Raw genomic sequence first — 18,065 nt, 5'->3', positions numbered from 1 at the left:
TGAGTAATATCGGGGAAATAAAATGGTCATTTATTCCCTTTCGCACATTTCGCCAAAAAAAATATCCTCTCCTATACTTCACACCTCAGCAAATTGAGGCACAGGGGGAACCTCTGGATTAAGCATTACATCCTTTCTTAGTTGGGGGGAGACCCAACTTTTCTACGGTTTTTTTATTCTGACTTGAACTGTCGGGCGGCCAGGCTTTGCCTAAATCCGGACGGTCCCTTTCATTAACGTAATGAAAACGTGCTAGAGAATATTATGAACAAACAAACTGATGTGAAGAGTGGGGAATTCCGTGCGGGTGCTCATGTTGCGGTAGAGAAAGTCGAACTGCATGAAATTACCACCGCTCAGCGCGAGCTTTGGCTGAGCGCCAGCATGTCTGAAGGCTTGCCGTTCAATATGTGGGGATACGGCACGATAGAAGGGCCGTTGCAGATAGCCCTGCTGCGCCAGGCGATAGACGCGATCGTTGAAGAAACGCCGGCGATGCAGGCCCGTTTCACCGAACAAGACGGCGAGCTTTACCAATACCGTGCGGCGCGCAGTCATGATCCGCTTGCCGTGCAGGATTTCAGCAGCCACGAATATCCTGAATTAGCGGCGCAGCGCTGGATGCGGCAAGATGCCGATCGCGTGATCTCCGCGCTGGATCAGGACCTGTTCGGTTTTGCCTTACTGACGTTGGCGCCGGGCAGCTATATCCTCTACCGGCGTTTTCACCACATGCTGGTGGATGGCCGCAGCGCCGAAGAGTTCATGCGCCGTATCGTGCTGTATTACAACGCATTGGCTGAGAAAAAAACCATTCCTGAATTCAGCAATTGCAGTTTTACCCGGCTGTATGAACACGATCTGCAGTACCGCGACTCTTCCCGCTTCGCTACCGATAAACAGTTCTGGCAAGGCTACACGCTCGCCGCGCCCCATAGCCTGACGCGTCAGGAGAAACTCGTCCCTTATTCGTCCATGCAAATCAGTAATCACACACTAACAATAAATGAGATAGTGGCGATTGATCGGGGGGCGGAAAAAGCCGGCGTGCATCGCGCTCATATATTGGCGACGGCCGTCGCATTATGTTTCCATAGTATTACTGGTCAGACCTTGTTGAATTTCAGCCTGCCGGTGACCGGTACGCGAGAGCGAAACAGTATTGGCATGACCGCGAATGTGGTACCACTGATTTTAGCCATTAACCCTGAAAGTCATCTGGCTGATTTCGCACAACAGGTCGCGGCGGAAATAGCCAAAGTGGTTCGTCGGCAATTATATCGCGGTGAAGACATTCGTCGCGATCGCAGCACCATGAGTTCATCCTGGTTTGGCCCCGCCATCAATATCGTTTCCTTCGATCATGGCGATCCGTTTTGGGGATGTAAGACGCGCTGGTATTACGGCGGCAACATTGCCGTCAGCGATATGCAAATTCTGTTTTACGAAGATCAGCAGGCGCAGGAGTTGGACGTCATGTTTGCCGATGCGCCGCATGCCCATTCATTAAGCCAGCTTGAGAGTTTGCAGCGGCGTTTCCAGTTTATTCTGCGGAGCCTTTGCGAGCAGCCTGAGGGCAGCATCGCTCAGGTGATGCAACAACTTCATGCGCAGCCTGAAACGGACGTCAGCGGCAGTTTCTACGATCTTCGCCGACTGCCGCCGGCCGCCGGCATCATCCGCTGGGATCGTCCTGCCGCTGAACTGGTGCGCCTCGCGACGTCACTCGGCCATCCGTCGGGCGATTGCGCGCTGAAAATCCTGTTGGCCGACCGGGCGCTGGGCGTTGGGCGCCTGGAAATGCTGTATGACGCCGGCGATGCGGCGCCCGGTACGCTGCTCAGCGTCGACGATGCGGGCTGGAATATCGCCACGGCGGAAGGGACGGTGCGGATCGGGGGCTGGTTCACCGCCGAAGGCGAGCTGGCGCCGGGGGAAGCGCTGGCGCAGCTGCGCGGCCTGACGGTGGGCGAGCGGTTGCCGTTGCTTGACTCTTCACAGGCGAAACGGCTGGAGGAGATGCAGGCGGCCGGTGGGCACCATGCGGCCTTCTGGCAACCGCGATTGGCGCAGTTTGCCCCGGCGGCGTTCCCGGTAGCCTGGCAGCGCGAAACCCGGCCGGTATGGCAGGCTACGGCCTGGCAACACGCGGGCAAGATCGAAGTTGAATCGGTGTTAACCGGGCTGGCGTTGTATCTGGGATTGATGGGCGGCGAAAGTGATTTCCAACTTGGTTGGCTGAACGCGACGGATGACGGCATCGGCGAGCCGGGTCAGGTCTGGACGCTGCCGCTGCAGATCTCGCTGAATCCGACGCTGGGCTTCGCCGAGGCGCAGGCGCAGATGCGACGCGAATGGCAGCAGGCGCGTGCGCGCCGGGCCTACCATCCGGCGTTGCTCGGCCTGGACACGCGTTCGCGCGCCTGGTCAACCGTTGTGGCGCTATTGGGCCGCGATACCGCGCCGGGGTTCGACGAAACCCAGGAAGGCGCAGCGGCGGTTAAACGCTCCGGCGCCCGGGCAGTGCTGCAAATCAGTGAAAGCAACGGCGCTTTCCGTTGGGTGTACGACAGCGCCGCGGTGGGGGACGAGCAGATGCTGCGCGCCGCGCAGCATCTGCTGTTGCTGCTCCAGCAGGCCGCTGCGGCGCCGAATGCGCCGGTGCGTGGCGAACGTTTACTGAGCCAGGCGGAGCGAGAGCTATTGCTCAACCAGCGCAACCGCACCCACCGGGCTTTCCCGCCGGCGGCGAGCGTGTCGGCCCTGTTTGAAGCGCAGGCGCGGCGTACGCCAACGGCGCCGGCGTTGTCTCAGGGCGAGGTGTCGCTGAGCTATGCGGAATTGAACGTGCGTGCCAACCGGCTGGCGCACCATCTGGCGGCACGCGGCGTGGGGCCGGAAAGCCGCGTAGCGGTTTGCGCTGCGCGCAGCCCGGATATGATCGTCGCGCTGCTGGCGATCCTGAAAGCCGGCGGCGGCTATGTGCCGCTGGATCCGGCTTATCCCGCTGAGCGGCTGCACTATATCGTGCAGGACTGTGCGCCGGCGCTGCTGTTGGCGGACAGCGCCGGCCGCGCCGCGCTGGGAGAGGTGGCGGCGCCGCTGTTGGCTCTGGAAGACGTGCTGCCAGAGCAGGATCACGACCTGCAGCCGCGCGCGCAGCCCGACAATCTGGCGTATGTGGTTTACACCTCGGGCTCGACCGGCAAACCGAAAGGGGTGATGGTGGAGCAGGCGCACCTGATCAACCTGATCATGTGGCACTGCGCAGCGACCGGTTTGCAGGCTGGTGAACGAACGACCAGCATGGCGGGGCTGGGTTTTGACGCCAGCGTTTGGGAAATCTGGCCGACGTTGACGCAAGGGGCGATGTTGCTGCTGCCGCCGGCAGAGGCGGCGGGCAATGGCGAAGCGCTGCTGCAATGGTGGCGCGGCAGCGGTGTGCAGGTCGGGTTTATGGTGACGCCGCTGGCCGAGATCGCACTGATGGGCGAAATGCCAGCCGATCTGCGGATGCTGCTGATCGGCGGCGACAGCATTCGCCGCTGGCCGCTGCAGGCGCCGCCTGGCGTAACCATTGTGAATAACTATGGGCCGACGGAGACGACCGTGGTAGCGACGTCGGGCGAGCCGGCGGTCGGTGCGGCGATGCCGTCAATCGGCCGGCCTATCGCCAACGGCCGGGCGTACTTGCTGGATGAATATGGCCAGCCGGTGCCGCTGGGCGCCGTGGGTGAGCTGTATATCGGCGGCGCGCAGGTGGCGCGCGGCTACCTGAACCTGCCGGCGCTGACGGCGGAGCGTTTCCTGGCCGATCCTTTCGCGCCGGGTGGCCGCATGTACCGCACCGGCGATCTGGCGCGCTATATGCCGGACGGCAGCCTGGAGTATCTGGGCCGCAACGATCTGCAGGTAAAAATTCGCGGCTTCCGCATCGAATGCGGTGAAATCGAGTCGCAGCTGACTATGCATGCCGCCGTGCGCGACGCGGTGGTGGATGCACTCACTGATGGCGAAGGCGACAAACGTCTGGTGGCCTGGGTCGTGCCGCAGCCGGAAGCGGAGCGTGAGGCGTTGGCGCAGACGCTGCGCCGGGCGCTCGCTGCAGCGCTGCCGGATTATATGGTGCCGACGGCCTTTGTGTGGCTGGAGGCGTTGCCGCTGTCGCCGAACGGTAAACTGGATCGGCGCGCGCTGCCGGCGCCGGCACCGGATGCCGCCATGCGCGAAAACTATGTCGAGCCGCAGGGGGAAACCGAAACGCTGCTGGCTCAGATCTGGCAGGGGTTGTTGAACGTTGAACGCGTGGGGCGTCATGACAACTTCTTCGAGTTGGGCGGCCATTCGCTGCTGGCGGTGAAACTGATGGCGCAGCTGCGCCAGGCCGGGCTGTCGGCGAGCGTTCAGGCGCTGTTCTCCACGCCAACGCTGTCGGCTCTGGCGCAAACGCTGGTGTCGCAGCAGCGGATCAAGGTGCCGGAAAATCGGATTGCGCCGGGTTGCCGCGCAATCACGCCGCAGATGTTGCCGCTGGCCGATCTGACTCAGGCGGAGATCGATCAGATCGTCGACGGCGTGGAGGGCGGCATCGACAACGTACAGGATATCTACGCCCTCTCCCCGTTGCAGGAAGGCATCTTGTTCCACCATATGCTGGCGGAAGAGGGCGATCCCTACCTGTTATCGGCATTGCTGCGTTTCGACAGCCGGGCGCGTTTCGATCGCTGGCTGGCGGCGATGCAGCAGGTGGTGGATCGTCATGACATTTTGCGCACGGCTTTTGTCGGTGCGGGGTTATCCGAACCGGTACAGGTCGTCTGGCGTCGGGCGCGTTTAGCGGTGATCGAGCTGGCGCTGGATCCGGCCGAGGGGCCGATCGGCCGTCAGCTGGAAGCGCGTTTCGATCCCCGGCGGATCCGTCAGGATCTGACGCGGGCGCCGCTGCTGTATTACGTCATCGCCGAAGAGAGCGACGGCAGCTGGTACGTCTTGCAGCAGTGGCACCACCTGATTGGCGACCACTCGACGCTGGCGATGATGGGAGAAGAAGTCAACGCCATTCTGGCCGGACGCGGCGAGACGCTGGGCAGTGCGCAGCCGTTCCGCAATGCGGTGGCGCAGGCGCGTTTGGGGCTCAGCGAACAGGAACATGAGAGTTTCTTCCGCGGCATGTTGGCGGACATCGACGAACCGGTGCTGCCGTTCGGGCTCGGCAACGTCCACGGCGACGGTCAGTGCGCCAATACCGACCGCCTGGCGCTGGCACCGGCGCTGAATGCCGGCCTGCGTCGACAGGCGAAACGGCTGGGCGTCAGCCTGGCCAGCCTGTGCCATCTGGCCTGGGCACAGGTGCTGGCGCGCACCAGCGGGCGGGATGCCGTGGTGTTCGGCACGGTGCTGCTGGGCCGCATGGAATCGGGCGAAGGCGCCGAGCGGGCGCTGGGGCTATTCATCAATACGCTGCCGCTGCGGCTGGATATGGACGGGCGCAGCGTTGAGGCGTCGGTGCGGCAGGCGCATGCGCGCTTGAGCGGCTTGCTGGCGCATGAGCACGCCTCGCTGGCGTTGGCGCAGCGCTGCAGCGGCGTGAACAGCGGCGCGCCGCTGTTCAGTGCGCTGCTGAACTACCGTCACAACGACGGAGAAGAATTGGCACTGCCGGAAGGGGTCAGCCTGATCGGCGCGGACGAACGCACCAACTATCCGTTTGTGCTGTCGGTGGACGACGGCATGGACTCGCTGGCGTTGACGGCGCAGGTCATCGAGCCTATCGAAGCCGCGCGGGTGTGCCGCTATATGCAACAGGCATTGACCGCTCTGGTGAATGCGCTGGAACACACGCCGGAAATGCCGGTGCGTGAACTGTCGATTTTGCCGGACGACGAGTACGCCTTGCTGATCAACGGCTGGAACGCAACGGCGCAGCCTTACCCGCAGGATGTCTGCCTGCATGCGTTGTTTGAAGCGCAGGTGCGCCGCACGCCGGACGCCGTGGCGCTGGTCTGCGGCGACGCCGAACTGAGCTACGCCCAGCTGAATGCGCAGGCCAATCGCCTGGCGCACGCGCTGATGCAGCGCGGCGTCGGTCCGGATTGCCGCGTGGCGGTGTGCGCCGAGCGCAGTCTGGCGATGGTGACGGCATTGTTCGGCATCCTCAAGGCCGGCGGCGCCTATGTGCCGCTGGATCCGGCTTATCCGGGCGAGCGTCTACAGTATATCCTGCAGGACGCCGATCCGGTGCTGCTGCTGGCGGATGCCGCCGGTCGCGCGGCGCTGGGCGAACACGCGGTGCCGCTGCTGGCGCTGGATGAACCGTTGCCGAACGATCTGAATGCCGATAACCCGGCGTCGCGCGCGCAGCCCAATCATCTGGCCTACGTGATTTATACCTCCGGCTCGACCGGCAAACCGAAAGGCGCGATGAATGAGCATCGCGGTATCGTTAACCGCCTGATCTGGATGCAGCAGGCTTATGGATTGACGCCGGCGGATACGGTGCTGCAGAAAACGCCGTTCGGCTTCGACGTCTCGGTGTGGGAATTCTTCTGGCCGTTGATGTATGGCGCGCGCCTGGCGATGGCGCGCCCTGAAGGCCATAAGGATCCTGAGTACCTGAGCCGCGCCATCGAACAGTATGGCGTGACAACGCTGCACTTTGTGCCGTCGATGCTGCAAAGCTTCCTGTTGTATGAAGGCGCGAGCCGCCGCTGCGGGCAAGTGGTGCGCGTCATGTGCAGCGGCGAGGCGCTGCCCGCCTCGCTGGTGGCGGAGTTCTATCGCCAGATGCCGCATGTCGAGTTGCATAACCTCTATGGACCGACCGAAGCGGCGGTGGACGTGACCGCCTGGCATTGCACCCGCCAACCCGGGCTGGTGTCGGTGCCGATTGGGCGGCCGGTGGCCAACACGCGGATCTATCTGCTTGATGAACAAGGGCAACCGGTGCCGCTGGGAGCGGTTGGCGAGCTGTATATCGGCGGCATTCAGGTGGCGCGCGGCTATTTCAACCGGCCTGAACTGACGGCGGAGCGCTTCCTGGCCGATCCGTTCGATGCCGGCCACGGCGGCCGCATGTACCGTACCGGCGACGTGGCCCGCTACCTGCCGGACGGCAACATTGAGTATCTGGGGCGCAACGATCAGCAGGTGAAGATCCGCGGTTTCCGTATCGAATGCGGAGAGATAGAGGCGGCGCTGGCCGCGCATCCGCAGGTGCGTGAAGCGGTGGTGGATGCGCGCGGCGGCGACGGCGGTGAAAAACGCCTGATCGCCTGGGTGGTGCCGCAGCAGGGCGCCGAGGAGGCGTCGCTGGCGGAGACGTTGCGCCGGCATTTGGCCGACAAACTGCCGGATTACATGGTGCCGGCCGCCTGCGTGCTGCTCGAGACGCTGCCGCTGTCGCCAAATGGCAAGCTCGATCGCCGCGCATTGCCCGACCCGTCGGGCGAGGCCTATCGTCGTGAAGCCTACGAGGCGCCACAGGGGGACGTAGAACAGCGCCTGGCGGCGCTGTGGGAAGAGCTGCTGGGCGTGGAACAGGTTGGCCGCAACGACAGTTTCTTCGCCTTGGGCGGCCATTCGCTGTTGGCGGTGCGTTTGGCCAACCGCCTGCAGCAAAGCGGGTTGCCGCTGTCGCTGCAGGCGCTGTTCGCCAACCCGGTCTTGCAGGCGCTGGCGCGCCAGATCACGCAGGCAGAAAGCCTGCCGCCGGTTCTGCCCGCGCCGCGCGATGCGGCCTTGCCGCTGTCGTTCGCTCAGCAGCGCCTGTGGTTCCTGACCCAGTTGGACGGCATGAGCGAAATTTACCACATGCCGCTGGCGCTGCGGCTGCGCGGGTCGCTGAATCTGGCCGCCTGGCAGAGCAGCCTCGACGCGCTTTATGCGCGCCATGACGCGTTGCGCACCGTTTTCATCAGCCGCGACGGCCAGCCGCAGGCGCTCATTTTGCCGGTCGCCGGTTTACCGCTGACGATCCACGATCTGCGCGGCGTCGCGGATGCGCAGGCGCGCGCCGCCGCGTTGATGCGGGAAGAGGTCACGGCGCCCTTCGATCTGGCCGGCGGCCCGCTGCTGCGCGCCTGCCTCATCCGGCTGAGCGACGATGAACAGCTGTTCGCGCTGACCTGCCACCACATCATTTCCGATGGTTGGTCGAACGGCATCCTGCTGCGGGAGCTGGGCGCGCTGTACGGCGCTTTGTGTCACGACGAACCGTCGCCGCTGCCGCCGCTGGCGTTGCAGTACGCGGATTACGCCCACTGGCAGCGGCAATGGTTGCAGCCGGCGCGGTTGTCGAAGCAGGCCGATTATTGGCGCCAGACGCTGGGCGATGCGCCGGCGCTGTTGACGCTGCCGACCGACCGCCCGCGCCCGGCGGTGCAGTCATTCGCCGGGGATCGGGTGGCGATCTCGCTCGATGCCGAGCTGACCGCGGCGCTGAGGCAATTCAGCCTGCGTCAGGGGTGCACGCTGTTCATCACGCTGCTGACGGCGTGGAGCGTCGTGCTGTCCCGCTTGTCGGGGCAGCGCGATCTGGTGATCGGCACGCCGGAGGCCAACCGCCGCCGGCTGGAAACGGAACCGATGATTGGCTTCTTCGTCAGCACCCTGGCGCTGCGCATCGATCTGTCCGATGATCCGGATTTGCCGACGTTGGCGCTGCGCGTGCGCGATACGCTGCTGGCGGCGCGCGATCATGGCGATCTGCCTTTCGAGCAGGTGGTTGAACAGGTGAACCCGCCGCGTCATCGTGGCCATACTCCGCTGTTCCAGGTGATGCTGAGCTGGCAGGACGGTTCGGTGCACGACATCGGTCTGCCGGGGCTGCAGGCGGAAGCGATCGATGCCGGCTATGCTGCGGCGAAATATGACATGACCTTGGATCTGACCGAGATCGGCGAAGAGATCGCCGGATCGCTGTATTACGCCACGGCGCTGTTCGATCGTGAAACCGCCGAGCGCTACGGGATCTATCTGCGCCAGGTGCTGCAGGGCATCGCCTTGGCGGCGGCGCAGCCGGTTTCGCAGCTTGCGCTGTTGCCGCAGGACGAGCGGCAGCGGTTGCTGCATGGCTGGAACCGGACGCCGGCCGAACCGCAGACGGACCTCTGCCCGCACCATCATCTGGAGCGGCTGGCGCAGCGCACGCCGGAGGCGGTCGCCGTGGTGTGCGGAGAAGAACGCCTCAGCTATCGGGCGCTCAATGAGCAAGCCAACGCGTTGGCGCAGGTGTTGATCGCCCGCGGCGTCGGGCCCGATCGCCTGGTGGCTCTGTGTGCGGAGCGCGGCACGCCGATGCTGGTCGGATTGCTGGCGATCCTGAAAGCGGGCGGCGCCTATGTGCCGCTCGATCCGGCTTATACCGGCGAACGTCTGGAGTACATTTTGCAAGATGCCCGGCCGGTGTTGCTGCTGGCCGACGCCGCAGGGCGCTCGGCGCTGAGCGGGGCCGACGTGCCGACGATGGCGCTGGAGGAGGATTGGGGCGCCGAGGCCGCCAATCCGCAGGTGGCGGGGCTGACGGCGGCCAATCTGGCCTATGTGATCTATACCTCCGGCTCGACCGGCAAACCGAAAGGCGTGATGGTGGAACACCGCCAGGTTGAGCGCCTGTTTACCGCGACCGATGACGGCTTCGGCTTTGACGCCGAGGATGTCTGGTGCCTGTTCCACTCGTTCGCCTTCGATTTCTCGGTATGGGAAATCTGGGGCGCGTGGCGCCACGGCGGCCGGCTGGTGATCGTGCCGCAGGAAACGGCGCGCTCCGCTCCCGCGTTCTATCAGCTGGTGTGCCGTCAGGGCGTGACGGTGCTGAACCAGACGCCAAGCGCCTTTAAGGCGTTCATTCAGGCTCAGGACGACACGCCGCATCGGCTACGCTACATCGTCTTCGGCGGCGAAATGCTGAATCCGGCCGATCTGGCGCCGTGGTATGCGCGTAATCGGCCGGACGCGCCGCGGCTAATCAATATGTACGGCATAACGGAAACGACGGTGCACGTCACCTACCGGGAAATGTCTCCGGCGGACATCACCGGCAGCGGCAGCCCGATCGGCCGCCGTATCCCGGATCTGCGTTTGTATCTGCTTGACGAACATGCTCAGCCGGTAGCGCAGGGCGCAGTGGGCGAGCTGTACGTCGGTGGGCTGGGGGTGGCGCGCGGCTACCTGAATCGGCCGGAGCTGAATGCGCAACGTTTCCTCGACGATCCTTTCGTGGCGGGAGAACGGATGTATCGCGCCGGCGATTTGGCGCGCTATTTGCCGAACGGTGAGCTGGAGTACCTGGGGCGCAACGATCAGCAGGTGAAAATTCGCGGTTTCCGCATTGAGTGCGGTGAGGTGGAGGCGGCGCTGCTGGGCCATCCTGAGGTGCGCAGCGTGGCGGTTGACGCCTGGCAGGACAACGGCGGCGACAAACGTTTGGTGGCCTGGGCGGTGCCGGGCGAAGGGGCGGATCGGGAAACGCTGGCGCTGCGGCTGCGTCAGCATCTGGCCGGTCGTCTGCCGGATTATATGGTGCCGACGGCCTTCATGTGGTTGGAGGCGTTGCCGCTGACCACCAACGGCAAACTGGACAAACGCGCGCTGCCGGCGCCGGAGCTGGGCGCCGCCGCGCGCGCCGTTTATGAAGCGCCGGCCGATGAGCGAGAGCGCCTGCTGGCGTCCGTCTGGCGTCAGTTGCTGAACGTGGAACGCGTCGGGCGTCATGATGACTTCTTTGCCCTGGGCGGGCATTCGCTGCTGGCGGTACAGCTGGCCAATCGGGTGCAGCAGGCCGGCTGGCGGCTGCCGCTGTCGGCGCTGTTCGCCGCGCCGGTGTTGCAGGCGCTGGCGCAGTTGCTTGAACGGGAGGGAGCGGCGCAGCCGACGGCCATCGTGCCGACGCCGCGTCACTGCGCCTTGCCGTTGTCGTTTGCCCAGCAGCGGCTGTGGTTCCTGAGCCAAATGGGCGGGATCGGCGAGACTTACCATATCCCGCTGGCGTTGCGCCTGGACGGCGAACTGGATGCAGCGGCGTTCCAGCGCAGCCTCGACGCGCTGTATGCCCGCCACGAGGCCTTGCGCAGCGTGTTTGTCTGCCAGGATGGGCAACCTCAGGTGCGTATCTTGCCGGAGGCGGCCATGCCGCTGACGCATCACGACTTGCGCGGCGAGCGTCAGGCGGAGCCACGTTTGCAAGCACTGGCCGAATCGGCGATGAAAGCGCCGTTCGATCTGGAAGGGGGGCCGCTGGTGCGGGCCTGCTTGCTGCAAGTGAGCGAGCGGCGACATCTGTTCCTGCTGACCTGCCACCATATCGTTTCCGACGGCTGGTCTACCGGGATCCTGATGCGGGAGTTGAGCGCGTTGTATGGCGCCTTCCAACGCGGCGAACCGTCGCCGTTGCCGCCGCTGGCGGTGCAATACGTCGATTATGCCGTTTGGCAACGCCAGTGGCTGACGCAGGAGCGGTTGGCCAAGCAGGCGACGTTCTGGCGCCGGACGCTGGGCGATGCGCCGGCGCTGCTGACGCTGCCGACCGATCGGCCGCGCCCGGCGATGCAGTCGTTCGCCGGCGGTGAGGTGCCGCTGGTCATCGACGCGGCGCTCACCGACGCGCTGCGGCGGTTGAGCCGTCAATACGGCGGCACGCTGTTCATGACGGTGTTGGCCGCCTGGAGTCTGGTGCTGTCCCGCATGGCCGGCCAACAGCAGGTGGTGATCGGCACGCCGGAAGCCAACCGCGGCAGGCTGGAAATCGAACCGCTGGCCGGCTTCTTCGTCAGCACGCTGGCGATGCATGTCGATCTGCGCGGTGAGCCGACGCTGCAAGTCTTGCTCGAGCGAGTGCGCGAGACGGTGTTGGCGGCGCGGGAAAACGGCGATCTGCCGTTCGAACAGGTGGTGGAGGTGGTCAATCCGCCGCGCCAGCTGGACGCGACGCCGCTGTTCCAGGTTATGCTGGCCTGGCAGGACGGCTCGGTGCGCGATATCGCATTGCCGGGCCTGCAAACGACGGATGCGGGGTTGAGCTATGACGTCGCGAAATTCGACATGACGCTTGAGTTGGCGGAAAGCGGCAGCGGCATTGTCGGCTCGTTGAATTACGCCAGCGCCTTGTTCGATCGCGACACGGCGGTGCGCTACGGCGCGTATCTGCAGCAGGCGCTGCGAGCGATGGCGGCGGATCTTGCTCAGCCGGCCACGCGCGTCGATCTGCTGCCTGCGGCCGAACGCCAACGTCTGCTGCACGATTGGAACCGCACCGAGCGGGCGTATCCGGCGCAGGCGTGCGTGCATCAGCTGTTCGACGAGCAGGCGCGGCGCACGCCGCAGGCGACGGCGTTGATCGATGGCGAGCAGCTTATCCGCTACGAGCAGTTGGCGGAACGCGCCAATCGACTGGCCTGGCGTCTGATTGAGGCGGGCGTGGAGCCCGGCCAGCGGGTGGCGGTCCGGTTTGAGCGCTGCGCTGCCCTGGTGATCGCCCAATTGGCGATCCTGAAAGCCGGCGCGGCCTATGTGCCGGTTGATCCGCAGCTGCCGGCCGGCCGGCAAAACTGGATCATCGCCGACAGCGGCGCGGTGCTGCTGCTGAACGGCGGTGAGGACGACGCGCAGATTGGCGTCGGCGTCGCCCGTCTGCCTCAAAGCGACGACGCGGACCTGCCGGCCGGCGCGCCGATATTGGCGAGCAACAGTCTGGATCTGGCCTACATCATGTACACCTCCGGTTCAACCGGTAAGCCGAAAGGCGTGATGGTGCCGCATCAGGGGATCAACCGACTGGTGATCAATAACGGCTATGCGGAGTTCAGCGACTCGGATCGCATCGCTTTCGCCATCAACCCGGCGTTCGATCCGGCGACGCTGGAAGTGTGGGGCGCATTGCTGAACGGCGCCGCGCTGGTGGTGGTGCCGCCGGCGGTCTTGCTGGACGCCTCGGCGTTCGCCGATCTGCTGACGCGCCAGGCGATTACGGTGCTGGTGCTGCCGACCTCGCTGTTCAATCAGCATGCGCACAGCATCCCCGCGACGTTGGCGGGGCTGAAATACCTGATCAGCGGCGGCGAAGCGGCGGATCCTCATGCCTATACCCGGGTGCTGAAGGAGGGCGGCCGGGTGCAGCTGATCAATGGCTACGGCCCGACGGAAGCCACCACCGCCGCCACCTCGGCGCACATCACCGTGGCGGCGGGGCGGCACCGTCTGCCGATTGGCCGACCGATCGGCAATACGCGGGTGTATCTGCTGGACGAACACCGTCAGCCGGTGCCGCTGGGCGCGATTGGCGAGCTGTATATCGGCGGCGTGGGCGTGGCGCTGGGTTACCTGAATCGCGAAGATCTCACGGCCGAGCGTTTCCTGGCGGATCCGTTTAACGAGGGGGGCCGCATGTATCGCACCGGCGATTTGGCGCGCTATCTGTCGGACGGCAACCTCGATTACTGCGGGCGCAACGATCAGCAGGTGAAGATCCGCGGCTTCCGCATCGAGTGCAGCGAGATTGAAGTCCTGCTGGAAACGCACCCGGCGGTGCGCGAAGCGGTGGTTGACGTGCGCGGCGCGCATCCTGCGTTGATCGCCTGGATCGTTCCGCAAGCCGAGGCCGAAGGCCGCGATCTGACAGACGAGCTGCGGCGGCATTTGGCGGCGCAGCTGCCGGACTACATGGTGCCGTCGGCCTGTCTGATGCTCGCCGACTTGCCGTTGACCCCGAATGGCAAAGTGGATCGCCGCGCGCTGCCGGCGCCGCAGGCCGACGACTTTGCGCGCGTGGGCCATGAGGCGCCTCAGGGAGAGACGGAAACCCTGTTGGCGGCGATCTGGGGCGAATTGCTCGGTCTGCCGAATGTCGGCCGACACGACAATTTCTTCGAACTGGGCGGGCATTCGCTGCTGGCGGTGAAACTGATCGCGGAGCTGCGTCGCTGCGGCCTGACGGCGAACGTGCAGACGCTGTTTACCGCCCCGACGCTGGCCTCGCTGGCGGAGGCGCTGGAGGCGCGCTGCGAAATCGAGATCCCTGAGAACCTGCTGCGGCCGGATAGCGAGCGCATCACGCCTGAGCTGTTGCCGCTGGCCTCGCTGAACCAGGCTGAGATCGACAGCATCGTGGCGCGCGTGCCGGGCGGCGTGGCCAACGTGCAGGATATCTATGCGCTGTCGCCGTTGCAGGAGGGGATTCTGTTCCACCACCTGTTGGCGGAGCGGGGCGATCCGTACCTGTTGTCAACGCTGCTGCGCTTCGAGAACCGCGAGCGTCTGGATCGTTGGCGGGCCGCGATGCAACAGGTGATCGATCGTCACGATATTCTGCGCACGGCGTTCATCAGCGAGGCGATCCGCGAGCCGGTACAGGTCGTTTGGCGCGCCGCTGCGCTGCCGTGGACTGAGCTGGCGCTCGATCCGGCGCAGGGGGCGATTGGCGATCAACTGCTGGCGCGCTTCGATCCTCAGCACGCGCGCCTGGATCTCAGCCGTGCGCCGCTGCTGAACGTGGTGGTGGCGCAAGATAGCGATGGCGGTTGGTGGATGCTGCAGCAATGGCACCATCTGGTGGGGGATCATTCCACGGCGGCATTGATCGAGGAAGAGATCGCTACGATCCTCGCCGGCAAAGGCGCCGAACTGGGGGCCGCACCGCCGTTCCGCAATGCGGTGGCGCAGGCGCGCTTGAGCGTCAGCGCGCAAGAGCATGAAACCTTCTTCCGCACCCTGCTGGCGGACATCGAAGAGCCGGTGCTGCCGTTCGGGCTCGGCAACGTGCGCGGCGACGGCAAAGGCGTCACCACGGCGCACCAGCCTATCGACAAGGCGCTGAACGAACGTCTGCGGCATCAGGCCAAGCGGCTGGGCGTGAGCCTGGCCAGCCTGTGCCATCTGGCCTGGGCGCAGGTGCTGGCCCGCACCAGCGGCCACGACCGCGTGGTGTTCGGCACCGTGCTGCTGGGGCGGATGCAGGCGGGGGAAGGCGCCGAGCGCGCGATGGGGCTGTTTATCAATACCTTGCCACTGCGCCTCGACATCGGCGATGACGATGTGGTGACGGCGGCGCGCCAGGCCCATGCGCGGCTGAGCGGGTTGCTGCATCATGAACATGCGCCGCTGGCGCTGGCGCAACGTTGCAGCGGCGTGGCGGCGGGGATGCCGCTGTTCAGCGCGTTGCTCAACTATCGCCACAACAACGGCAGCGAGCTGGTGCTGCCGGAAGGCATGACGCTGTTGAGCGCGCAGGAGCGCACCAACTATCCGTTCGTCCTGTCGGTGGAAGACGGCGGTGATTCTCTGGGGCTGACGGCGCAGGTCAGCGAGCCGGTGCCGGCGGCGAGGATCTGCGGCTATATGCAACAGGCGCTGGCCTCATTGGCGCAGGCACTGGAAAGCCAGCCGACTCTGCCGGCGAGCGAACTGGAGATCCTGCCGCCGTCAGAGCGCCGGCTGCTGCTGGAGGAATGGAATCAGACGGCGGAGCCTTATCCTGCAGAGCTTTGCGTGCATCAGCTGTTTGAGCGTCAGGCGCAGCGTGCGCCGCAGGCTGTGGCGATCGTGCAAGGCGATCGTCGGATCGGCTATGCGGCGTTGAACGCCCAGGCTAACCGGTTGGCGCATGCCCTGATCGCGCGCGGCATCCAACCGGGCGAGCGCGTGGCGGCACGCCTGACGCGCAGCATCGATCTGGTGGCGACGCAGTTGGCGATCTTCAAAGCCGGCGCGGTGTATGTGCCGATCGACCCGCAACTGCCGGCGGCGCGTCAGCAGTGGATCCTGGAGGACAGCGGCGCGCGTCTTATCGTCGGTGAAGCGACGGACGGGGATACCTTGCCGCTGCTGCGGCCGGAGGCCGCCGGCGGTGACGAGAGCGACCCGGCGTTGGCGCTGTCGAGCGGCGAAGCGGCGTACATCATGTACACGTCCGGCTCCACAGGGCTGCCGAAAGGCGTGATGACGCCGCACCAGGGCATCACCCGGTTGGTGATCAATAACCGGTATGCGGCGTTCGATGCGACGGAGCGAGTGGCTTACGCCGCTAACCCGGCCTTCGACGCCGCGACGATGGAGGTGTGGGCGGCGCTGTTGAACGGCGGCGAACTGGTGGTGATCCCGGCGGAAACCGTGATGGATGCGGCGCGCCTGAGCGCCGCATTGACGCAGCATCGCGTGACGACGTTGTTCCTGACGACCGCGCTGTTCAATCAGTATGTGTACAGCATGGGCGCGACGCTGGCCCAGCTGCGCTACCTGATCTGCGGCGGGGAAAAAGAGGAGCCGGGTGCCTTCGAACGTCTGCTGCAGGAAGCGGGGCCGGTACAGGTGATCCACGCCTATGGGCCGACAGAGGCGACGACCTTCGCGACGACGGCGACGATCGCCGAGGTGCAAGGCGCAACGCGCTTGCCGATCGGCAAACCGATCGGCAACACCCGAGCCTATGTGCTGGATGCGCGCGGCCGACCGGCGCCGCTGGGTGTTACCGGCGAGCTGTATATCGGCGGCGTGGGCGTGGCGCTGGGGTACCTCAACCGGCCGGAACTGACCGCAGAGCGCTTCCTGAACGATCCATTCAATCCGGGTGGACGCATGTATCGCACCGGCGACCTGGTGCGCTATCGGGCGGACGGCAACCTCGAGTATCAGCGACGCAACGATCGTCAGGTGAAAATTCGCGGCTTCCGCATCGAGATGGGAGAGATCGAGGCGCGCCTGGCGGCGCACCCGGCGGTGAACGAAGCGGTGGTCGATGCCCACTGCGTCGGTGCGGATACGCGGTTGATCGCCTGGATCAGCGTGCGTGAGGACGTGGCGAGCGACGGGTTGGCCAGCGAGCTGCGCCAGCACCTGGCGGCGCAGCTGCCGGACTATATGCTGCCCGCGGCCTTTGTCTGGCTGGCGGCGATGCCGCTGACGCCAAACGGCAAGATTGACCGGCGGGCTCTGCCGGCGCCGGAGATGGCCGCCGCCGCTGGCGAAGCCTACGAAGCGCCGCGCGGCGATACTGAAACGCTGTTGGCGCAGGCGTGGGCGGAGTTGCTGGGGCTGCCGCAGATCGGCAGACACGACAACTTCTTCGAACTGGGCGGCCACTCGCTGCTGGCGGTGCGCCAGGCGAGTCTGGTGCAGCAGTGGGGGATCGCACTGCAGGTACAGGCGATCTTTGACCACCCGGTGTTGGCGGATCTGGCGGCGCATGTCGAGCAGCGCACGGGCGAACAGCCGCTCAGGGCATTGCCGGCGCGCCGCAGCGGCCAGCGCCCGCCGGTATTCTTCATGCCGACCGGCTATGGCGATCACTCCTATGTTTATGAGATAGCCAAAGAGATCGATGCGGACTTTCCGATTTATGCCGTGCCATGGCCAGAGATGACCGATGCGCCGCCGGCAACGATGGAGGCGATGGCGGAGATCGTCGCCGGAGTCATCCGACAGGCGCAAGCCAACGGGCCGTATCAACTGTTCGGTTACTCTTCGGGCGGGATCTTGACCTACATGGTGGCGGAGCGGCTGCAGGCGGAAGGGGAAGAGGTGGCGCTGGTAGGCCTGCTCGACACCATGCGGCCGCAGCAGGCGATGCGCGATGCGACGCAGTTGTTCCTCAGCTGGTTGGAGGTGGAACATCCGACGCTGGAGGCGGCGCTGTTCGCCCGCCTGCAGCCGCTGTCGGTGGAGGAGGCGCTGGCCGTGCTGCACGGCCAGAGCATCAGCACTTTCCTCGACGATCCGCAGAAGGAAGCCGCTTTGTGGCGCAAGCGTTATCACTATGCGACCCTGGTCGGCGCCAGCGTTATCCGGCCGCTCGGCCTTAATCTGCACCTGTTTAAAGCGGTGGAGGAGATGCCCGGCTTGCTGAACGACGATCTGGAGGCCTACTGGCAGCGCATCAAGCCGGCGGGTTACAACCGCCGTGACGGCTCGGCGCTTGGCTGGGAGGGGCATTTGTCGGCGTCGGCGGTGACGGTCAACCTGGTCGATGGCGATCATGTCACCATGATGTCGGAAGCCGCGAACCGGCGCGGGTTAGGGGAACGCATCAGCGCCGTGCTGAATGCGCTCGCCCGACGCTGACCGCGTTGCTTGTAGGTGAA

General features: G+C 65.2%; 1 protein-coding gene. It reads left to right on the top strand.

Annotation, left to right across the window (positions count from 1 at the left end; genetic code table 11):
* Positions 1-264: 264 nt before the first annotated feature.
* On the top strand, positions 265-18,045 hold the full coding sequence (locus tag ACRAWE_RS17670) for an amino acid adenylation domain-containing protein (RefSeq protein ID WP_432525668.1): 17,781 nt from the start codon (positions 265-267) through the stop codon (positions 18,043-18,045).
* Positions 18,046-18,065: the final 20 nt, after the last annotated feature.

The organism is Serratia sp. BFP-2025 (assembly GCF_050880365.1).
Lineage (GTDB): Bacteria > Pseudomonadota > Gammaproteobacteria > Enterobacterales > Enterobacteriaceae > Serratia > Serratia surfactantfaciens.
This window is presented reverse-complemented; position numbering and strand designations above follow the sequence as displayed.